At 70.6% G+C, this 21364-nt stretch carries 17 protein-coding genes and 1 pseudogene; 11 read left to right on the forward strand and 7 right to left on the reverse strand.

Translation table 11 applies throughout. The annotated features are described in order from the left end of the window. Positions 1-182 (reverse strand): DUF3311 domain-containing protein (locus IE273_RS41920; RefSeq protein WP_189820360.1); only part of this gene is annotated, 182 nt, incomplete at its 3' end. Between the two features lie 366 nt (positions 183-548). Here IE273_RS41920 and IE273_RS41925 point away from each other — a divergent pair. Further along, complete coding sequence (locus IE273_RS41925) at positions 549-5396, forward strand: ricin-type beta-trefoil lectin domain protein (RefSeq protein ID WP_189820361.1); 4848 nt, start codon at positions 549-551, stop codon at positions 5394-5396. Positions 5397-5479: 83 nt separating this feature from the next. On the opposite strand, the gene IE273_RS41930 is transcribed toward IE273_RS41925, so the two are convergent. Further along, the gene (locus IE273_RS41930) at positions 5480-5968 is read right to left on the reverse strand and encodes a TetR family transcriptional regulator (RefSeq protein WP_189820374.1); all 489 of its coding nucleotides are present in this window, start codon (positions 5966-5968) and stop codon (positions 5480-5482) included. A gap of 193 nt (positions 5969-6161) precedes the next feature. Here IE273_RS41930 and IE273_RS41935 point away from each other — a divergent pair, with 193 nt between their 5' ends. Next, complete coding sequence (locus IE273_RS41935) at positions 6162-7604, forward strand: aldehyde dehydrogenase (protein WP_189820362.1); 1443 nt, start codon at positions 6162-6164, stop codon at positions 7602-7604. A gap of 245 nt (positions 7605-7849) precedes the next feature. Here IE273_RS41935 and rpmF read toward each other — a convergent pair whose 3' ends face one another. Continuing rightward, positions 7850-8230 (reverse strand): 50S ribosomal protein L32, encoded by a 381-nt coding sequence (gene rpmF / locus IE273_RS45460; protein WP_373309501.1) that lies wholly within the window; start codon positions 8228-8230, stop codon positions 7850-7852. 416 nt (positions 8231-8646) lie between these two features. On the opposite strand from rpmF, the gene IE273_RS41945 reads away from it, so the two are divergent. The 3 genes from IE273_RS41945 (at position 8647) to IE273_RS41955 (ending at position 11041) form a co-directional block, all read left to right on the forward strand. After that, entirely contained in the window at positions 8647-9582 is a 936-nt protein-coding gene (locus tag IE273_RS41945; RefSeq protein ID WP_189820364.1) for an SDR family NAD(P)-dependent oxidoreductase, read from the forward strand. A gap of 63 nt (positions 9583-9645) precedes the next feature. Next, a complete protein-coding gene (locus IE273_RS41950) occupies positions 9646-10356 on the forward strand; it encodes an alpha/beta hydrolase (RefSeq protein WP_189820365.1) in 711 nt (236 codons plus the stop codon). 55 nt (positions 10357-10411) lie between these two features. Next, positions 10412-11041 carry a TetR/AcrR family transcriptional regulator gene (locus tag IE273_RS41955; RefSeq protein WP_189820366.1) on the forward strand — a complete coding sequence of 210 codons (630 nt, stop codon included), beginning with the start codon at positions 10412-10414 and terminating at the stop codon, positions 11039-11041. Here IE273_RS41955 and IE273_RS41960 read toward each other — a convergent pair. Then, positions 11014-11193 (reverse strand): hypothetical protein, encoded by a 180-nt coding sequence (locus IE273_RS41960; protein WP_189820375.1) that lies wholly within the window; start codon positions 11191-11193, stop codon positions 11014-11016. The two genes, IE273_RS41955 and IE273_RS41960, sit on opposite strands and share 28 nt — an antisense overlap. Before the next feature lie 139 nt (positions 11194-11332). On the opposite strand from IE273_RS41960, the gene IE273_RS41965 reads away from it, so the two are divergent. The 3 genes from IE273_RS41965 to IE273_RS41975 all read left to right on the forward strand — a co-directional run bounded on the left by IE273_RS41965 (position 11333) and on the right by IE273_RS41975 (position 15735). Further along, on the forward strand, positions 11333-12373 hold the full coding sequence (locus IE273_RS41965) for an alpha/beta fold hydrolase (protein ID WP_189820367.1): 1041 nt from the start codon (positions 11333-11335) through the stop codon (positions 12371-12373). A 112-nt stretch (positions 12374-12485) separates the two neighbouring features. After that, the gene (locus IE273_RS41970) at positions 12486-12680 is read left to right on the forward strand and encodes a hypothetical protein (protein ID WP_189820368.1); all 195 of its coding nucleotides are present in this window, start codon (positions 12486-12488) and stop codon (positions 12678-12680) included. Positions 12681-12945: 265 nt separating this feature from the next. Further along, positions 12946-15735, forward strand: coding sequence for an AAA family ATPase (locus IE273_RS41975; protein WP_189820369.1), 2790 nt, complete (start codon positions 12946-12948; stop codon positions 15733-15735). Positions 15736-15788: 53 nt separating this feature from the next. Here the strand turns inward: IE273_RS41975 and IE273_RS41980 are convergent, their stop codons facing one another. The 3 genes from IE273_RS41980 to IE273_RS41990 form a co-directional block, all read right to left on the reverse strand. Continuing rightward, on the reverse strand, positions 15789-16805 hold the full coding sequence (locus IE273_RS41980) for a YeiH family protein (protein ID WP_229888116.1): 1017 nt from the start codon (positions 16803-16805) through the stop codon (positions 15789-15791). Between the two features lie 40 nt (positions 16806-16845). After that, the gene (locus IE273_RS41985; RefSeq protein WP_189820371.1) at positions 16846-17418 is read right to left on the reverse strand and encodes a cysteine dioxygenase family protein; all 573 of its coding nucleotides are present in this window, start codon (positions 17416-17418) and stop codon (positions 16846-16848) included. 177 nt (positions 17419-17595) lie between these two features. After that, positions 17596-18501 (reverse strand): LysR family transcriptional regulator, encoded by a 906-nt coding sequence (locus IE273_RS41990; protein ID WP_189820372.1) that lies wholly within the window; start codon positions 18499-18501, stop codon positions 17596-17598. 318 nt (positions 18502-18819) lie between these two features. On the opposite strand from IE273_RS41990, the gene IE273_RS41995 reads away from it, so the two are divergent. From IE273_RS41995 to IE273_RS42005, 3 genes and pseudogenes are all read left to right on the forward strand, one after another. Then, positions 18820-20283, forward strand: a complete 1464-nt coding sequence (locus IE273_RS41995; RefSeq protein WP_189820373.1) for a catalase — start codon at positions 18820-18822, stop codon at positions 20281-20283. A gap of 128 nt (positions 20284-20411) precedes the next feature. Next, a complete protein-coding gene (locus IE273_RS42000) occupies positions 20412-20798 on the forward strand; it encodes an ankyrin repeat domain-containing protein (RefSeq protein WP_041664781.1) in 387 nt (128 codons plus the stop codon). A gap of 367 nt (positions 20799-21165) precedes the next feature. Continuing rightward, positions 21166-21364 (forward strand): annotated as a pseudogene (locus tag IE273_RS42005) (quinone oxidoreductase); the annotation flags it as partial.

A 21364-nucleotide genomic window follows, 5' to 3' on the forward strand; every position in this document is an offset into this window, starting at 1 on the left:
GTGGAGATCAGCACCCAGAGCATCTGGTACCAGTAGAAGAACGGGATCCCGATGAACGTCGGGTCCACGGCGGAGTAGGAGCCGACCCAGAGAATCGCGATGTACGGGGCGGCAAGACACAGACCTACGGCGACTCGCAGCGGAGTCACCACCGCACTCCCGCGCTTCGGAGCGGTGGGCATCGTGAGTACCTTTCACTGGACCTTCGTGTGCGTACCAAGCACCTGGTCGGATGCCTGGCACATATGAGCGTGGCGCAGGCGCTGACACCTAGTGAACGCTGGGACAGGCTCCGGGGGTTCACCTCCGCGAGCGGGCGCAATGCCGACATCGCCGCAGACAACGGACGTTCGACCGCCCATCGGTGAACATGTGATCACACATGGAGCTGAAACGTGCGTCTGGCGTTGATCACATGTGACAGGGTGCACGGTGGCGAGATGGCCGTCGGCCCTTCGAGGGGTTGCGGCAGGTGTCCTCGCCGGCCGGCCCGCCCGTGTCGCGACGACCGCGGCAGGCCGTCCCACCCATCTCACTCTGGAGAGAGCATGCACGGTCCAAGACGCCGACGCGGCGGCGGAAGAGCGACCACGGTCGCCGTCGCCGTCGCCGTCGGTCTGGCCTTGGTGTCCCCGTACGCCGTCGCGTCACCGCAGGCGGCGGGAGGGGAAACGTCCACGTCGGCGTCCACCCCCGTCTACCAGGACACCAGTTACTCGTTCGAGGAACGGGCGGCCGACCTCGTCTCCCGGATGACGCTGGAACAGAAGGTCCGCCAGCTCATCACCAACGACGCCCCGGCCATCCCGAGCCTCGGTGTCCAGGGGTACACGTACTGGAGCGAGGCCCTGCACGGCATCCAGTCGCTGGGCAACTCCAAGAACGCCGGCGACGACACCTCGTGGCCGGTCAGGGCCACCGGTTTCCCGACCAGCCTCGCCACCTCGATGGCCTGGGACCCGGCTCTCCAGTACCAGGAGGGCTCGGCGATCGGCGACGAGGCCCGCGGCTTCCTGGACAAGTCGCTGTTCGGCGTCGGCCGCAACAACCTCGGCACCTCCGCCGACAACTACGGTGCGCTGACCTACTTCGCCCCGACCGTCAACAACGACCGCGACCCCCTCTGGGGCCGCCACGACGAGTCCTACGGCGAGGACCCCTACCTCCAGACGCGGCTGGGCAGCCAGTTCGTCGACGGCTTCCAGGGCCAGAACCCCGACGGCTCGTCGGTCAACGGCTACCTGAAGGCCGCCGCCACCGCGAAGCACTACGCCCTGAACAACGTGGAGGACGCCCGCACCTCCATCAGCTCCGACGTCAACGACTCCGAGCTGCGCGACTACTACACCAAGCAGTTCGCCGGGCTGATCGGGCAGGCCCATGTCGCGGGCCTGATGACCTCGTACAACGCCATCAACGGCACGCCCGCGGTCGCCGACACCTACACCAACGACACCCTCGCCAAGCGCACCTACGGATTCTCCGGTCTCACCACCTCCGACTGCGGCGGCGTCGGCACGACGTACAAACTGCCGAACGACGGCCACGACTGGGCGCCCGCACCCTGGTCCACCAACGGGTCCAAGACCGACCCGCAGTGGATCGACGGGGAGACCGGCGACACCGTCGACGCCCGCGCCGGCGGCCAGGCCTTCGCCCTGCGCTCCGGCAACGACCTCAATTGCAGCGGCGACGAGATGACCACCGCCAACGTGATGGAGGCCGTGCGCGCGGGCCTGCTCAGCGAGGGCGTCCTCGACACCGCGCTGGTGCGGGTGTTCACCATCCGCATGCGGACCGGCGAGTTCGACCCGCGCGGCAGCGTGCCCTACACCTCCATCGACAAGTCGGTCATCCAGAGCCCCGCCCACGTGGACCTCGCGACCAGGGCAGCCGACGCCTCCATGGTGCTGCTGAAGAACGCGAACCTCGCCGCGACCGGCAAGCCGCTGCTGCCGCTCAAGGCGTCCGCCGTCAACAAGGTCGTCGTCCTCGGCGACCTCGCCGACACCGTCAACCTCGGCAGCTACGGCAACAACCCCGACCACCAGGTCTCGATGCGCCAGGGCATCACCGACGCCCTGAAGGCCGCCAACCCGAACGCGACCGTGACCTACGACGCGGCGGGCACCAGCACCGGCAACACCTCCGCCGTCACCCTCAGCACCGCGACCCAGGCCGCGATCAAGGCGGCCGACGTGGTGGTCGTGACGGCCGGCACCGACCAGAACACCGCGAGCGAGGGCAAGGACCGCGGCAGCCTGGCCATGCCCGGCAACTACAACTCGCTGATCGACCAGGTCGCCGCGCTCGGCAACCCGAACGTGGTGCTGGACATCCAGGCGATCGGCGCGGTCGACATCTCCGCCCGCCAGCCCAAGGCCGCCTCCATCGTCTACAGCGCCTACAACGGCCAGGGCCAGGGCACCGCCCTCGCCGACGTGCTGTTCGGCAAGCAGAACCCGCAGGGGCACCTGACCTTCACCTGGTACAAGGACGACTCCCAGCTCGCCGGGAAGAACGACTACGGCCTGACGCCCGCCGAGTCCGACGGCAAGGGGCAGACGTACCAGTACTTCACCGGCACGCCGTCCTACCCGTTCGGCTACGGCCTGAGCTACTCGACGTTCTCCTACTCGGCCGCGACGCTCGACAAGAGCAGCATCACCGCCGACGGCACGGTCGACGTCTCCTTCGACGTGACCAACACCGGCAGTGTGCCCGGCGCCACCGTCGCGCAGCTCTACGCCGCCAACACCTTCACCGTCTCCGGTGTCACCATGCCCAAGCAGCGCCTGGTCGGCTTCAAGAACACCGGCGTCCTCCAGCCGGGTGAGAAGCTGCACGTCACGCTGCCCGTCAAGGCGTCCGATCTGAGTGTGTGGAACCCGTCGACGTCCAAGCAGACGGTGTTCCCCGGCGCCTGGGCGCTGAAGGTGGCCTCCGACTCCGCCACCGTGCAGAGCACCGCCACCGTGAACATCACCGGAACCCTCACCCCGAAGGTCTCCACGGTCACCGTGCAGCCCGGCCGGCTGGTCTACCACGCCGGCGAGACGCTCGACCTGACCAGGAAGAACCCCTGGATCAAGGACGACACCGACCCGGCGAAGGAGCAGCGGGACACCTCGATCACGGCCGACGGCATCGTGGAGGCGGTCAACAACGACCAGTCCTTCGTGAACCTGTCGAACGCGTCCGTGACGTACTCCAGCAGCAACCCGGCCGTCGCCACCGTCGACTCCGCCGGCATCGTCACCGCCGGCGCGGACGGCGTGGCGACCATCAAGGTCACCGTCGGCGGCGTCACCGGCTCGATGGTGATGGTCGTCAAGGACACCCTCGCCGTCCACACCCCGCGGCTCCTGCCGGCGGGCCAGGCGGCGACCGTGACCACCACCCTGACCAACGGCACCGGGAGCGCGCTGAGCGGCGTGAACGTCGCGCTGCCCGCGCCGTCCGGCTGGACCGTGAAGGCCACCACCGCGACCTCCTTCACCTCCGTCGCGTCCGGCGCCTCGGCCACCACCACCTGGCTGGTCACCCCGCCCTCCGGCGTGGCGCCGGGCACCTACCCGCTGACCGCGACCGCCACCCACAGCGGCGGCTCCTACACCGCCGACGGCACGCTTCTGGTGCCGTTCGCCTCGGTGCGGGCGGCCTACACCAACGTCGCGATCACCGACGACTCCGACCCCGCGCCGGGCAGGTACGACGGCGGCGGGTTCAGCTTCTCCGCGCAGGCGCTGGCCGCCCAGGGCCTGGCCGCAGGATCCTTCACCCACGACGGCCTGACCTACCAGTGGCCGGACGCCACGGGTGCGCCCAACGCCATCGACACCAAGGGACAGGCGGTCCTGATCTCCGGAACGGGCAGCGAGCTGGGCTTCGTCGGAAGCGGCACCAGCGGACCCCACCAGGGCATCGGCACCATCGTCTACACCGACGGCAGCACCCAGCAGTACGGCCTGAGCTTCTCCGACTGGTGGGACAACGACAACGTCGCCCAGGGCGGCGGCCGACTGGGCACCTACGCCTACATCAACTCCCACGACGGCAAGGTGAACCAGAAGGTCAGTCTCTTCACCACGAAGGTGCCGCTGGCGGCGGGCAAGACCGTCCAGGCCGTCATCCTGCCCGAGTCGGACGAGCCCGGCACGCCACAGGGCCACGTCATCGCCATGGCCATCGGCGGCACCGCGCACACCCCGGCGCCCCAGCCGGACGGCCCGACCGGCCGCGTCACCGGCCAGGGCGGCAAGTGCGTCGACCTGGCGGCCGGCCCGGCCGCGGGCGTCCAGGCGGTCCTCGCCACCTGCGACGACGACGCGTCCCAGCAGTGGACCATGGGCGCTGACAAGACCGTGTGGAACCAGGGCAAGTGCCTGGCCACCGCCGGCGGCGGCACCACCAACGGCACGGACGTCGTCCTCGACTACTGCGACGGCTCCAAGGGCCAGCAGTGGACGGCCGACGCGAGCAACGGCTACCTCGTGAACGCCGCGTCCGGCCTGTGCCTGGAGAACTCCAACGGCGGCACGGCGGACGGCAATCCGCTGATCATCTGGACCTGCAACAACGGCGACCTGGGCCAGAAGTGGCAGATCCCCACCGACGTGTCCGGCCCCTCGGGCCGTATCGCGGGTTACAACGGCAAGTGTGCCGAGGTGGCGGGTGGTGCGACGGCGGACGGTACGGCGGTCCAGCTGAACACCTGTGGTTCGGGGGCGTCGCAGGTGTGGACGGCGGTGTCGGACGGTACGTTGCGGGCGTTGGGCAAGTGCATGACGGTGGCCGGTGGTGCGACCGGGGACGGTGCGCCGGTGCAGTTGTCGACGTGTACGGGTGCGGCGTCGCAGAAGTGGGCGTCGGACGCGAAGGGCCAGTTGGTGGGTTCGCAGTCCGGTAAGTGTCTGGATGCGACGGGTCCGAGTTCGGCGAACGGCACGAAGTTGCAGATCTGGTCGTGTGCGGGGTCGGACAACCAGGTGTGGAGTGTTCCGACGTCGCGTCCGTCGGGGGTGATCAGTGGGTACGGCGGTAAGTGTGCCGAGGTGGCCGGGTCGTTGTCGGCGAACGGTACGGCGGTCCAGCTGAATGTCTGTGGGTCGGGCAGTGGTCAGTCGTGGACGGTGGCCGCTGACGGTACGTTGCGGGCGTTGGGCAAGTGCATGACGGTCGCGGGTGGTGCGACCGGGGACGGTACGCCGGTGCAGTTGTCGACGTGTACGGGCGCGGCGTCGCAGAAGTGGACGTCCGATTCCAAGGGCCAGTTGGTGGGCTCGCAGTCCGGTAAGTGTCTGGACGCGACCGGTCCGAGTTCGGCCAACGGCACCAAGCTCCAGATCTGGACCTGCGCGGCCTCCGCCAACCAGCTCTGGAAACTCCCCGCCTGATCCGTACCTCCTTCGGAGGACGCCGGGCCCGGTGGGACCTGTTCCCGCCGGGCCCGAGCCATGTCATCGTCCGGATCTCCGCCTCAGGACGCTCCCACGCCGTGCAGGAACGTGTCGACCACCACGTCGGCGGCCTTCCCGGGTGCCAGGTGCTTCTGCCGGTGCGCCACCAGGTTCACCAGTTCGGGCAGCAGCGGCCCCGCCCATCCTTCCGGCTGGTCCCGGCGCAGGAGCCCTTCGTCGGTGGCCCGGCGCAGAAAGGCGTCGACCTCCGCGATACAGGTGTCCCGGCGCCGGCGGATGGTGTCGTCGGCGAGCATGCGGGTCAGGTCGACGGGCCAGGTGCGGTTGACGGCGATGATGTTCTCGACGTAGCGGTGCAGGGCGACGGCGACGGGTGCCTCGCGCAGCCGGGCGTCCTCGATGGCCCGCTCGATGGCGGTGACGCGCGATTCGTAGATGGCGGCGAGGAGTTCCTCGCGGCAGGCGAAGCGCCGGTAGACGGTGCGCCGGTCCACGCCCGCCTCGGCGGCGATGCTCGCGATGCTGGCGCCGGGGTCGGCGGCGAGCATGCGGGCTCCGGTCGTCAGAACGGCTTCCAGGTTGCGTGCAGCGTCGGCTCTCATCCCCTAAGAGTATCTCCAGTGAGGCCAATCTGAACTCTGCCACCACGCTTATGTGCATCTAACAAAGACAAGTGCTACATTGAAGTGGCGGTTGGACAAGAGGTCCGAACGAACCGAGAGCACGGAAGAGAGAAATCGCATGATCACCTACGACCGGCTTTTCATCGCAGGCTCCTGGGTCGAGCCGAGCAGCCCGGAGCTGCTCGACATCGCCTCGCCGCACGACCGGTCGGTGGTCGGCCGTGCCGCCCAGGCGCGGCCGGCGGACATCGACCGTGCGGTGGCCGCGGCACGGAAGTCGTTCGACGCGGGCGAGTGGCGTCTGACCCCGCCGGCGGAGCGGATCGCGGTCCTGCGGCGCTTCAACGCGCTGCGCGAGGAGAACGCGGAGAAGATCGCACAGCTGATCTCGCTGGAGAACGGTTCGGCCGGCTGGTTCACCCGCGCCGGACAGCCGGGCCTGACCAGGCAGGCGAACGCCTACCTGAAGGCGGCGGAGGAGTTCGGCTGGGAGGAGACGCTCGTTCCCTCCGACCCGGCGTCCCCGGTGCGCAGCGTGGTGCGCCGTGAGGCGGTCGGCGTCGTGGCCGCGGTGATCCCGTGGAACTCGCCGTTCTCCTCGGCCACCTCCAAGATCATCCCCGCGCTGGTCGCGGGCAACTCCGTGATCCTCAAGGTCTCCCCGGAGAACTCGCTGAGCATGGGCTTCCTGGCCGAGCTGCTGGAGCGGGTGGGCCTGCCCGAGGGCGTGATCAGCGTCCTGCCCGCGGACCGGGAGACCAGCGAGTACCTGGTCTCGCACCCGGACGTCGACAAGATCGCCTTCACCGGCTCGACGCGCGCCGGCCGTCGCATCGCCTCGATCGCAGGTGAGCAGCTCAAGCGGGTCAGCCTGGAGCTGGGCGGCAAGTCCGCCGCCATCATCCTCCCCGACGCCGACATCGAGAAGGCGGTCGCGGGCCTGAAGTTCGCCTCCCTGCTCAACAACGCAGAGTCCTGCATCGCCCAGACCCGCGTGCTGGCCCCCCGCGAGAAGTACGAGGAGGTCGTGACCGCGCTGAAGGAGCTGGTGGAGTCGCTGAAGGTCGGCGACCCGAACGACCCCGATACCTTCATCGGCCCGATGATCCGCCCCGACCAGCAGCAGCGGGTGCGCACCTACATCCAGCTCGGCATCGAGGAAGGCGCCCGCCTGGTCACCGGCGGCCCGCAGGTCCCCGAGGGCCTGGAGAAGGGCAACTACGTCACGCCCACCGTCTTCGCCGACGTCGACAACTCCATGCGGATCGCGCAGGAGGAGATCTTCGGCCCGGTCCTGGTGATCATCGCCTACGACGACGAGGACGACGCCGTCCGCATCGCCAACGACTCCGAGTACGGCCTCTCCGGCGGCGTCTGGTCCTGCGACGAGGAACACGCCCTGGCGGTCGCCCGCCGGGTCCGCACCGGCACCATCACGGTCAACGGCGCCTCCGTCGCCTTCGACGGCCCGTTCGGCGGCTTCAAGGCCAGCGGCATCGGCCGCGAGTACGGCGCGGTCGGCCTCGGCACCTACACCGAATACAAGACCATCACCGTCTGACTCCGGTCGTACGGCCCCGACGACGGCGAGAACCGCCGACGGACGAGCCACGGACCACGGACGAACCACGCACACAACCGCCGACGGCGGCAGGTGGACCCGACCACCTGCCGCCGGCGCGGCGTTTCCGGCTGCCCGCGAACGCCTCAGGTCCGCGAGCTGCTCCGGGCGGCGCGGTGACCACCAGCCGGTCGCCGGGGGTCATGACCGTCACCGCCGGGGCGCGCCCGACACCTCGGTGCGGGTCAGGCCGGGGGCAGCACCTGGCGGCCCCGGTAGGTTCCGCAGTGCTGGCAGGCGGCGTGCGGCGGGGTCGGCAGACCGCATGCCGAGTTGGCGCACTTCACGAGCACCGGCAGAGCCGCCTTCCAGTGGGCTCGGCGGTGACGTGTCCGTGCGCGGGACTTCTTGTGCATCATGGGCGATGGTCCGATTCCGTGTGTCATCGCTCTGACCGGGCAGGGCACGCCGGAATCCGACGGGGCCACGCACACATGTCCCTCAGGTGTCCTGGTCGGACATGTTTTCCTGAGGCTGCGCGCAGGCTCGTAGGAGCAGGGGCCGGTGAAGGTCAGAGCCGCTGGGCGCGGGCACAGTGAGCCCGCTGGGCGTGGGCGAGTGAGCATGCGTCCGCCATGGCCGGGTCCTGACAGGGTTTCGGCCGTCCGCCACCAGTGGGGGAACCCGCGCGCGGGAGAGGTGTGCGAAGCGGCTGGGCTGTCCTCAACCGCTGGTAACCAGCGTGAAGCCTGGACCGGCGCCGATGGGCGGTGGGCTCAGGCTAGGCTCTGTCGACTTCGATCAGCACGTCGAGGAGGCTAGCAACTGCCGGGCGTGCCCGCAAAACCCGCACACCCTCCTGCTCGGCAGGCGCCCGTACGGGAGCTCTCCGCCACCTGCACACGTTTTCCAGCTTGAGTGCCCCCATGATGCCGACCGGCTTGTCTGAACACGCTGTATGGTTGCTCCGTAGGCTTGGCGGAAGCGGCACGTGTGCGACGCGGGCCAAGCGAGACCACCCTTCTGAAGGCAGGGCATAGGTATGACGCTGACAACCACTCCGTTCGGAACGCGCGCCACCGCCGCGGAGGTCCTCGACGGAGTCGATCTGAGCGGGCGCCGGATGATCGTGACCGGAGGGTCCTCCGGTCTCGGTGTCGAGACGGTGCGCGCGCTCGCCGGGGCCGGAGCGCAGGTGACCGTCGCCACCCGGAACCCCGCCGACGCCGAACCGCTGGTCAAGGAGTTCCCGGGCACGCGGGCCGTCGCACTCGACCTTGCCGATCTGGCTTCCGTCCGTGCTTTCTGCGACGCCTGGAGCGGGCCGGTCGACGGCCTCGTCGCCAACGCCGGCGTGATGATGCTCCCGACCCGCGAGGTCAACGCACAGGGCTGGGAGATGCAGCTCGCCACCAACCACCTCGGCCACTTCGCCCTGGCCGTCGGTCTGCGCACCGCGCTCCAGGCGGCCGAGAAGCCGCGTGTGACCGTGGTCAGCTCCGGCGCCCAACTGCGGGCGGGGTTCGACTTCGACGACCCGCAGTTCGAGCGACGCCCCTACGACCCGTTCGTCGCCTACGCGCAGTCGAAGACCGCCGACGTGCTGCTCGCCGTCGGAATCAGCCGTCGGTGGGCCGAACACGGCATCACCGCCAACGCCTGCGCGCCGGGGTGGATCCACACCAACCTGACACGCCACCTCGACGAGGCGACCATGCGGGCTTTCGGTGCCATGGACGAGGACGGGAACCTCCTCACCCCCGACTACTACAAGACCCCGGCCCAGGGTGCCGCCACCACGGTGCTGCTGGCCGCGTCACCGCTCCTCGACGGTGTGACCGGGCGGTACTTCGAGGACAACCAGGAATCGGAGGTCGTCGACGGGGGCCCCGATGTGATGGCGGGCGTCGCCAAGTGGTCGATCGACCCTGCCGCCGCGGACCGGCTCTGGGACCTCGCCCTCACCGCGGTGCGCTGACCCCCGCGACCCCTGTCGACGATGCGGGCCGACCCCCACGGCCGCGTGGACCGAAGGAAAGAGATGAACGAAACCACGGGACGCCCCCAGTTCCTCCTGGTGCACGGGGCATGGCACGGCTCATGGTGCTGGCGGGAGCTTCAGGACGTCCTCGCCGACCGGGGCTGGACCAGCCACACGGTCGACCTGCCGAGCGTCGTCCCCGAGGGGTCCGACGGGAAGCTCCCCGGTCTGCTGGACGACGCCCGGGTGGTCCGCGAGAAGATCGAGTCCATCCAGGCGCCCCTGGTGGTCGTCGGGCACTCCTACGGGGGTGCTCCGGTCACCCAGGCGACCCCGGGGGCCGCCAACGTGTCCCACCTCGTGTACGTGGCCGCCTTCGCCCTGGACGAGGGCGAGAGCCTGATGACGTGCTTCGGCGGCGAGCAGCCGGACCCCGCCACGGTGGAGGGCGTCATCCCCGTCCGGGAGGACCCGGCGCAGACGCTCTACAACGACGTGCCCCAGGACAAGAGGAAGGCCGCTCTGGCGCGGCTGCTGCCCCAGACCGCCCTCTCCTTCGCCGAGCCGGTGAGCCGGGCCGGCTGGAAGACCGTTCCCACCAGCTACGTCCTCTGCGACGACGACCGCAGCCTCCCCCCGTCCTACCAGCAGCCGTTCGCCGAGCGGGCCGGTGCCGTCCACCACCTCCCCAGCGGCCACACCCCGCTGCTCTCCATGCCCGAGAAGCTGGCTGATCTCCTCGAACGGATCGCGCACGACACCCCGGCATAGGGTGCTGGAGCGGCCTGCCGAGCCGCGGAACCGCACGATGACCGGAAGGTGCCCGATGAGACCCGTGACCCGCCGCCAGGCCGACCACCATGCCGCGCGGTCGGCCGCCACCCGGGCGCAGGTGATGTCCACCCTGGAGCGGCTGCTCGATTCCGGCGAGGCCTTCTCCGAGATCAGCGTCCAGCGGATCCTGGAGGAGGCGGGCGTGTCCCGGGCCACGTTCTACGCGCACTTCCACAGCAAGTCGGACGTCCTGGTGCGGCTCACCGACGAGCTGCGGGAGTCGCTGCTGACGCTGGCACGGCAGTGGGACCCGGGCGCCGGCGCGGACCGGTTCGCCCGGTTCTTCGAGGAAGTGATCAAGATCCACCGCGCCCACCAGGGTGTGCTCACCGCGGTCCGCGAGGCGGCGTCCTACGACTCCGCGGTGGGCGATTTCTACACCGCCGACCTCGAAGGCTTCGACGAGGCGGTGCTGCGGACCCTGCTGTCCGAACAGGCCGCGGGCTCGACGCCGGCCGACCTCGACGCCGTCGCCGCGAGCCGGATCATCGTCTGGGGAGGCGCTCAGGCCATCGCGCACCACATCCGTGTCGACGACGGCAGAGGTGACGCCGTCTTCGCCCGCGAACTCGCCCGGATCTGGTGGTACGGCGCCTACCGGCGCCCCGCCGGGGCCCAGTAGCGCCTCGTCAGGCCGTTGTTCTTGACGTAGTCCTCCCGGTCGAAGTCACGGCGGACCGGGGCGTGGAGGTCCTTGCTCCAGTCGATGCGGATCGCGTTCCGCGGCCCACACACCCGGTGGCTCACACATGGACGGCCGGCGGTGTACGTCACGGCCAACCCGCCCTCACCGCCCGTCGGTTCCTTGACAGCGGGGTCTGACGCGGAGATCCTCGTTACCAGTTAGAGCGGTGACGCGCGGCAGGTGTGCACATGTGTCTCGCACGCTCCGGACCGAACACGAGGAAGCGACATGATCAGCAGGCGGAGACTGACCCAGGCCATGACGGCGGCAGCGGCGACGGGGGCCGCCGGTCTCGCCGGGGCCGGCCAGGCGTCGGCGGACACGGGCGCGGCAGCCGTCAAGGCGTCGACCGGACCGACCGCGGACGGCCTGGGGCCGGTGCGCACCGTGCGCACCGACGTCCTGGACATCGCCTATCACGCGGTCGGCCCGGCCCGCGGGAAGCCGGTGATCCTCCTGCACGGCTGGCCCTTCAGCCCCGTCGGCTCCTACGCCGAGGTGGCCCCCGCGCTCGCCCGGCGCGGGTACCGCTGCTACATCCCCTATCTGCGCGGCCACGGAGAGACCCGGTTCCTGCGCGACGACACCTTCCGGTCCGGTGAGCAGGCCGCGCTCGGCGCGGACCTCATCGCCTTCATGGACGCGCTGCGCATCCCGCGGGCCCTGTACGCCGGGTACGACTGGGGCGGACGGGCCGCCGACGTCGCCGCCGCGCTGTGGCCGGGGCGCTGCACCGGCCTGGTCTCCGTGAACGGCTACCTCATCCAGAACCTCGCCGTCGCCGAGGAGCCGCTGACCCCCTCGATCGAGTCGGGCTACTGGTACTTCTTCTACTTCCTCACCGAGCGAGGGCGGAAGGGGCTCCTGCGCAACCGGGAGGACCTCGCCCGTGTCGTCTGGCACCGCAACTCGCCCGAATGGCAGTTCACCGAGGCGGAGTTCGCGCAGGCGGCCGAGCTGTGGACCAACCCCGACTACGTCGACGTGGTGATCCACAGCTACCGGCACCGCCTGGCCGACGCCCCGGGCGACCCCCGGTACGCCGAACTGGAGCGCAGGCTGCTGGACCAGCCGAAGATCACCGTCCCCACGGTCACCCTGGACGGGCAGGCCGACGGCGTCATCCCGGCGACCGACGGAAGCGGCTACGCCGCCCACTTCACGGGCCCCTGGACGCACCACGTCGTCCCGGGCGCCGGTCACAACCTGCCCCAGGAGCGACCTGAGGCGTTCACCGCCGCGATCCTGGAGGTCGACGCCATGAGGTGACCGGCGGCACACACGTCACCGCCTTGACAGGTGACGATGGGCGGTGCACGCTGATAGTCGTCCCCGGCGGAAACGAGGACGCCATCCACGATCGACGAAGTGGAGCATGGTCATGAACAAGGAATTCACCAGCGATGCCGCCGCCGCGGCGGTGCGGCAAGCCCGCTTCGGCCGGCTTCCCGAGCGCATCCGCTTCGAGGACATGACCCAAGAGGTGGAGGTCGAGAAGGGCGGCGGGGCGACCTCGTACAACCCCGAGGGCTCGTGGCAGCACTACTCGTGCCTCGCGTTCGACCTGGGGCTGTAGACCGGCCCTGGTCCCCTCCCCGGGAGCGGCCCCCCCACCGGAGCGACGGTCGGCGCGCCACCCGCGTCGCCCGCCGCGACGGCGAGGACCCGGCAGCGCACACCCGGCCCGCGTCACCGGCGACATACCGATACGTCAGGCCGCCAAGCGGACACGCCGGTGTCGGATGATCCGATACGCTGTATGGCCGCGTGTTTACACTGAGTGAACCGATGTACAACACGGGGCTTCCCTTTTCCTCGCGACCCTTGGAGACAGCAGCCCGATGAGCGACCTGGACCACCCGGCCGCTCCCGCCGCAGGACGGCTGATCGGGCGGGACCGGGACCTGGAGTTCATACGGTCCCACCTCAACGGTTCCGCGGTCCACGGCGCGTCCCTGCTGCTGTCGGGCGAGGCGGGCATAGGGAAGACCGCGCTCCTCGACGCGGTGACGGCGGAAGCCAGGCAGCTGGGTACCCGCGTACTGCGGGCGAGCGGCGTGCAGTTCGAGGCGGACATCGGCTACGCCGGTCTCAACCAGCTCCTCGTGCCGCTCTTCGACTCCTTCGACCTGCTGGACAGCGCCCACCGCGACGCCCTGCGGGTCGCGGTGGGCATCGGCAGCGGCCCGCCCCCCAACCGTCTGCTGACGTCCACCGCGGCCCTGATGCTGCTGCGCCGGATCGCCGACGACACGCCGTTGCTGATCGTCGTCGACGACCTGCCCTGGCTGGACCGGGCCACCACCTCGGTACTGGGCTTCGTGGCACGGCGGCTCATCGGCAGCTGCATCAGCTTCCTGGCGGCCTCCCGCGTCACCTCCGACAGCTTCTTCGAGTCGAACGGCCTCACCGAACACCGGCTCCAGCCACTGGACGAGGCGTCGTCGGCCGAGCTGCTCCATCGCACACACCCCGAGATGTCCCTCGCGTTGAGGCGTCGCGTCGCGGCGGCGGCACACGGCAACCCCCTCGCGCTGCTGGAGCTGTCCGCCGCCCTGGAGGCCGAACAGCGCACGGCACCGACGGCGGTGCCCTCCGTCCTGCCCCTCAGCGAGCGCCTCCAGACCCTGTTCGCCGCGCGCGTGGCCGATCTGTCGGAGCCGAGCCGGGAGTTGCTGCTGATCGCGGCGCTCGAAGGCACGGGCGATCTGGCCGTGATCGAGGCCGCCGGGGCCGGACGTGCCGTGATCGACGACCTCGAACCCGCCGAACGCGACCGGCTGATCGCGATCTCCGCCCCCTCCCGGCGGCTGTCCTTCCGGCACCCGCTGATCGGCGCGGCGGTGGTGGCGCAGGCGACAGCCGCGGACCGCCGCCGGGCGCACCGAGCGCTCGCCGCCGTGCTCACCGACCAGCCGGAGCGCCGCGCCTGCCACCTCGGAGAAGCGGCGACCGGCCCGGACGAGACGGTCGCCGGCCTCCTGGAACAGGCCGCCCTGCTGCGCCTGGCGCGCGGAGACGCACTGGGCGCGGTCGCGGCGCTCACCCGCGCCGCGGGGCTCAGCCCCGCGCCGGCCGACGAAAGCCGCCGGCTGGCCCAGGCCGCCTACATCGGCGCCGACTCCGGCGGCGAGCTGGCAGACGCCTCACGCCTGCTGGCCGGAGCCCGGCGGGCCGATCCCAGCGCCGGGGGATCGCTGTACGCGGCAGCGGCATTCGCACTCCTCCTGATCAACAAGGAAGGCGACATCGACACCGCGCACCGGCTGCTGGTGGGCGCGATCGAGACGGGGGGACACGGCTGGGACGCGTCCGACGGCGCCCTCGTCGAAGCCCTGTTCACCCTGACCACCCTGTGCTGGTCCAGCGGCGACCCGCAGAAGTGGCGGCCCCTGTTCCGGGCCCTCGACCGGCTCACTCCCGGACCCCCCGACCTGTTGTGGGTGTGCGCCCAGACCGTGGCGGACCCCGCTCGCACCGGGCACCGGGCACTGGAGGCGCTCGACGCGCTGCTGGCGGACGTCGGCCAGAACCCGACCCGCGTCACCCGCATCGGCACGTGCGCGATGTACCCGGAGCGGCTGGCGGACGTACGGGAGGCGTGCCAACGCCTGGTCGAACAGGGCCGGGCCGGCACCGCACCCGCCCGCCGGCACCTGGCGGCCCTGCTGCACCTGTGCACGGACCACTACCGCACGGGCCGCTGGGACGAGGCCGTACGCCTGGCCAGTGAAGGCCTCGTCCTGTGCGAGCAGCACGGCTATCGCTTCTTCACCCGCAAGTTCCAGTACGTGCAGGCGCTGGTGGCCGGGGCACGCGGCGACACGGAGACGAGCACGGCCCTGTCCGAGGAGATCGTCGGCTGGGCCGTCCCGCGCGGTGCCCATGGTGTACAGGTCCTCGCCTTCCACACCAGAGCGCTGACCGCCCTCGGCGCCGGCGACTTCGAGGCCGCCTACCGGCACACCACCGCCCTCGGCCCGCCCGGAACCCTCCCTCCCTACCTTCCGCAGGCCATGGCCGTCACCATGGACCTGGTGGAGGCGGCCATCCGGACGGGGCGCCCCGCCGAAGCCGCCGCCCACGCGGCGGCCGTGCGGGAGTCCGCGATGGCGGACCTGGCGCCGCGCCTCGCCATGCTCGTGCTCGCCTGCGAGGCCCTGACCACGCCCGGCGACGACGCCTTCGACCTGTTCGACCAGGCGCTGCGCCGGGCCGAACCCGGCGCCTGGCCGTTCGACGTCGCACGGATACGCCTCTTCCTCGGCGAACGCCTTCGCCGCCGGCGCTTCACGAAGGAAGCCCGCGAGCAACTGACCCAGGCGTTGCGGGCGTTCGAGAAGCTGGGCGCGGTCCCCTGGGTGGCCCGTGCCACGGCCGAACTGCGTGCCGGGGGCCCTGGCGCGTCGGCCACCGCGCAACCGGGGAAGGGCGCACTGACCGCTCAGGAATGGGAGATCGCCACCCTGGCGGCCACCGGACTGACCAACAAGCAGATCGCCGAACGACTTTTCCTGTCACATCGCACCATAGGTACGCACCTGTATCAGATCTACCCCAAACTCGGCATAAACTCCCGAGCCGCGCTGCGCGACGCCCTGGCCGGTCTCGACCTGGACGACGCCGGCTGAGGGGCCCGTACGGCCGTACGGTGACGGGACCGGGCGCGGCGGGCGTACCGGACTCAGCCGGTGGTCAGCAGGACGCCCGCGTACGACAACCCGGCCACCACGACCCAGGACGCCGCCCCGAGCACCAGCATGCGCCGGCCGGACGTGCTCGCGAGTGTGCTCAGGTTCACCGCCGCGCCGAGACCGAAGAGAGCCGAGGCCAGCACGAAGTGCTGCACCGCGGCGGTGTGTTCGAGCACCGCGGCGCCGAGCAGCCCGGTGCTGCGCAGCAGGATCATCGCCAGGAAGCCGACCACGAACAGGGGGAGTGCCGGAGGGCGCTCGCCGCCCGCGTCCGCCCCCGCGCCCCGGGACCGGCGCAGGGCGACGGCCGTACCGGCGGTCAGCGGGGCGAGCAGGACCACCCTCATCAGCTTGACCAGGACGGCGTCGCGCAGGGCGAGCGGGCCGGCGGTCTGCGCGGTGGCGACCACCTGGCCGACATCGTGGACACTGGCCCCCGCCCACCGGCCGAACCGCACGGGGTCCATGCCGAGGACGGTGTGCAGCACCGGCAGTACCGCGATCGCGAGCGTGCCGCACAACGTGACCAGCGCGACCGCGCCGGCGACGTCGTCCTCCTCGCTCCTGGCCACCTGGCCCACCGCGCCGATGGCCGAGGCGCCGCAGATCGCGTAACCGGCGGCCACCAGCAGCGGGACGTCGCCGGGCAGGTCCAGCCGCCGGCCCAGCCAGTAGGTACCGCAGAAGGTGGCGAGGACGACGCACACCACCATTGCCAGCGTCGGCAGCCCGAGCCCCGCCACATCGGCGAGCGAGAGCTGGAGCCCGAGCAGGACGACGCCGACCCGCATCAACCGCTTCGCCGCCACGGCCAGTCCGGCCTTGGCCGACGTCCGGACGAAGACCCGGATCCCGGGCAACTGGCCGGCCGCGACACCGAGCACCACCGCGATGGTGAGCGTCGGTACGGCGGGCAGCGCCCCGTGCAGCGCAGTCGCCAGCAGCACACCGGCCGCCGCCAGCGCCAGACCGGGCACGGCGCGATGCCGGGACCACTGCCTGAACACGGGCGGGATGAACGATCTGTCGTGGACTCCGCTCACGGCGTCAGTCGCGCTCGTCGGCAGGGCGCTCGTACACGCGTCGCACACTGCTGCCCAGACGCACCACGTCGGCGCCGTAGACGTGGAGGGAGATCGCCGTGCCGGTTCCGCAGTTGCGCACCTCGTGGATGTCACCGGGCGGGGCGAAGCCGCAGACGGAGCCCACCGGGTTGGTCACCACCTCCGTGACGACCAGGCGGGAGCCCGCGCCCTCGGGCACGAGGCGGTAGCGGTGCTCGCTCTCCGTCCCCTGGTGGACACCCGTCGCGCACCAGGAGACGTGGTCGTGGACCGGGGTGCGCTGACCGGGCAGCCAGACGAGCGCCACCACCGAGAAGCTGCCGTCCGGTTCGGCGTGCAGCACGTGTTGCGTGTAGCGCTCGGGCGAACCGACGCACTGTTCGGCGGTGAGCAGTCCGGGATCCGCCAGGTAGCCGCGCAGCGCCTGGGCGGCCAGGTCGGCGGACCTCGCGGGACTCAGGCCACGTGCCGCCACGGCCCGGATGTCCGCTGTCAGGGCCGCCGCCGTCTCGGTGATGCGCGCACTGCCGGTCGCGTGAGCGGTGGTTGCTGTCATGCACGGCAGCTTCGGGGCCGTCGCACACCGGCGTCCAAGCAGCGTTTCTTCGCTCGTCCCAACCACCGCTTATGCGAGCCGGGAGGCGGCGGACGCCGAGCCGCTCATGCGCGGTTCCCGGCGGACGGCGTCTGGTGGGGTCAGCAGCCGTTGTCGGGGGACGCGTGTCTGGCGGGGTCAGCAGCCGTTCCGGGCGGCGGCGGCCGAGCGTATGTGCTCCAGCACCAACTCGGTGGCCGGCAGGTGCACATGCTCGCGCAGCGCGTAGGCACTGACCCGGCGGAAGACGTTCGGCTCGATCAACCGGCCGGTCACCTGGCGGAGGTTGAGGAAGGAGAGCACCAACGAGGGGGCGACCGCGATGCCCACCCCGGCAGCCACCAGGCTCTGCAACGCGAGATTGTCGTCGGTGGTGAAGACGACGTCCGGTTCGAACCCTTCCTCGGCGCAGATCTGCAACAAGTTCGCCCGGCACCGGGGGCACCCCGCCACCCAGCGCGCCTGGGCCAGCTCGGTGAGGCGCACGGCACGCCGGCGGGCCAGCGGGTGGCCGACCGGCAGCAGGACCACCAGCCGGTCCTCCAGGAGGTCGATCTCCGCCAGTTCGGGCGGGACTTCGGTGCGCAGCCCCGGATAGCTGAAGGACAGTGCGATGTCGCAGGCGCCGGACAGCACCCGGTGCAGGGACTCGGGCGGCTCGGCCTCCTGCAACTCCACCCGTACGGCAGGGTGGTCCGCCAGCAGCCCGGCCACCGTTTCCGGGATCAGTGTCGCGTTGGCGCTGGGGAAGGCGCAGACGCGGACGCGGCCGGCACGCAGTCGCGCCAGTGCCTGGAGCTGCTGCTCGGCGTCGCGCAGTTTGCCCAGGATCTCCTCCGTGTGACGGGCCAGCGTCCGCCCGGCCTCGGTGACGCACATCCGGCGGCCCTTGCGGGTGAAGAGCGGCACGCCCGCCTCCCGTTCGAGCGCCCGGATCTGCTGCGTGACAGCGGGCTGGGTGTAGCCGAGGGAGCGTGCGGCGGCCGTGAACGAACCGGTGGTGACCACCTCGTGGAAGGTCCGGAGGCGTCGGGAGTCCAGCATGCGCCGATCATAAGCAGAAGTTTGGCAGCGGCGACCGAACGTGTGCTCAGGCGGCGCCCGCACGCTCCCTGTTCGTCATCGGCGTCGGGCTGCGGACGATGTGCCCCAGGGTCCCCGTGCCGGGCGGCGTGGACGACTTCTCGCCGCCCTCACGAGCATGGATGTCCGAAACACCTATGCCACTAGGTCGCCTTGACGCGGATATGTTCCAACATAGGATGTGTGTCGGTGCAAGTTTCAGGGCGGCTCGCGCGGGATCGTCCGGCCTGGCGCCACGCGTTGAACACACGTGAGGGACCACTCAGCGAGGAGCGAGCTTTGCCCGAGAACAACCAGAGGCCGTTGACCACGGCTGCCGGTGCACCGGTTCCCGACAACCAGAACTCCCTGACGTCCGGTCCGCGTGGCCCGATGCTCCTCCAGGACGTGTGGTTCCTGGAGAAGCTCGCTCACTTCGACCGCGAGGTGATTCCGGAGCGCCGTATGCATGCCAAGGGCTCCGGCGCGTTCGGGACCTTCACGGTGACCCACGACATCACGCGGTACACGAGCGCGAAGATCTTCTCCGAGGTCGGCAAGAAGACCCCGCTGTTCGCCCGCTTCTCCACCGTCGCGGGCGAGCGCGGCGCGGCCGACGCCGAGCGTGACATCCGCGGCTTCGCCCTGAAGTTCTACACGGACGAAGGCAACTGGGACCTGGTCGGGAACAACACCCCGGTGTTCTTCTTCCGCGACCCGCTGAAGTTCCCCGACCTCAACCACGCGGTCAAGCGCGACCCGCGCACCAACCTCCGGGACCCCGAGAACAACTGGGACTTCTGGACCAATCTCCCCGAATCCCTGCACCAGGTCACGATCGTGATGTCCGACCGGGGCATCCCCGCCTCGTACCGGCACATGCACGGCTTCGGCTCCCACACCTACAGCCTGGTCAACGCCGAGGGCGAACGGTTCTGGGTCAAGTTCCACCACCGCACCCAGCAGGGCATCAAGAACCTCACCGACGCCGAGGCCGAAGCCCTCATCGGCAAGGACCGCGAGTCGCACCAGCGTGACCTCTTCGACGCGATCGAGAGGGGCGACTTCCCGAAGTGGAAGCTGTTCATCCAGGTCATGCCGGAGGCCGACGCGGAGAACTACCGTTTCCACCCCTTCGACCTCACCAAGGTCTGGTCGAAGAAGGACTACCCGTTGATCGAGGTCGGCGAGTGGGAGCTCAACCGCAACCCCGACAACTACTTCGCGGACGTCGAGCAGGCCGCCTTCAGCCCGGCGAACGTGGTTCCGGGCATCGGCTTCTCCCCCGACCGGATGCTTCAGGGCCGTCTCTTCTCCTACGGTGACGCCCAGCGCTACCGCCTCGGCGTGAACCACCACCAGATCCCCGTCAACGCCCCGAAGAACCCGGTGAACTCCTACCACCGCGACGGCGGCATGCGCGTCGACGGCAACCAGGGAGCGACGCCGGGCATCGAGCCCAACTCCTACGGACGCTGGCAGGAACAGCCCGCCTACCGTGAGCCGAGCCAGGCCGTGGGCGCCGTGGCCGACCGCTTCGACTTCCGCGCGGACGACGCCAACTACTTCGAGCAGCCCGGCGACCTGTTCCGCCTGATGAGCCCCGAGCAGCGGCAGGCCCTCTTCGAGAACACGGCCCGCGCGATCAACGGCGCGTCCCGGCCGACCGTCGAACGGCACATCGCCAACTGCACCCAGGCCGACCCGGCCTACGGCGAAGGCGTCCGCAAGGCCATCGAGGCCCTGGCCGCCGGCGACCTCTGACCCCTTCGCCCCACGGCACACACGAGACATCACCCCCCGGCCCGGCGCGAGCACGCAACACGCTCACGCCGGGCCGGGGTGCATGGAGGGGGGAACCGCCGTGACCGCACGATCCGGAGAAGGGGTACATGACCAGCGGTGGACTGACTCCTGAGCAGACGCGACGTGTCATGGCCATCGCCATGGACCTGGCCCGGGAGGGCAGCACCGGAACATTGGTGGAGTTCGTGGAGCACGGGCTCCCGGTCGACGCCCGCGACGAGGCCGGCAACACCCTTCTGATGCTCGCCGCCTATCACGGCCACGCCGACACCGTACGGGCCCTGATCGCGCTCGGTGCCGACCCGGACCTGCGCAACGCCCGCGACCAGTCGCCCATCGCCGGTGCCCTGTTCAAGGGCGCCGACGACGTCGTGGGGGTACTGCGGCAGGCCGGCGCGGACCTGGACTCCGGAACGCCGACCGCGCGGGCGGCAGCCGCCCTGTTCGGCCGCGCCCACCTGCTGGCGGACTGATCCGCGCACGCACCGGCACGATGGACCGTGTGGTCCGTTCCCCGGGGGTCCGGGACCGTAGAGATACCTGGGACATCGGCTGGTGCGGCCACGGAAGGCGCGGCGCACATCGTCGACCCGGGCGCCGGGCACCTCGTGGTGGAACCAGGGCACGTGGTGACCGCCCGGCAAATCCTGGACTTGCCGGTCCAAAAAGTGCGCCCTACGCTCACAGCCGTGATGCAGGCGGGCCGCTGCGCCGAAGACGCGGCGGGACCGCCCTCTTCGCTCACGTCCCCGAGACAACAGGGCCCCGTCCGATCCGAGGTGCCCTCCGACACACTCGCCGGCCGACCGGCGGGCGTACCCACAGGAAGAGGTGTGCACCATGCGGGCTGTGGTGGTGGAAGAGCTGGGCGGGCCGGAAGTGCTGCGGTTGAAGGAGTGGCCCGACCCCGTGCCCCAGCGGGGCGAACTGGTGGTGGACATCGACTTCGCCGGCATCAACTTCATGGATACCGGCACCCGCGCCGGCTTCGCGGTGCCCGGTGAGCCGCCCTTCGTCCCCGGTGTCGAGGGCGCCGGCC

Source organism: Streptomyces olivaceoviridis (assembly GCF_014650115.1).
Lineage (GTDB): Bacteria > Actinomycetota > Actinomycetes > Streptomycetales > Streptomycetaceae > Streptomyces > Streptomyces olivaceoviridis.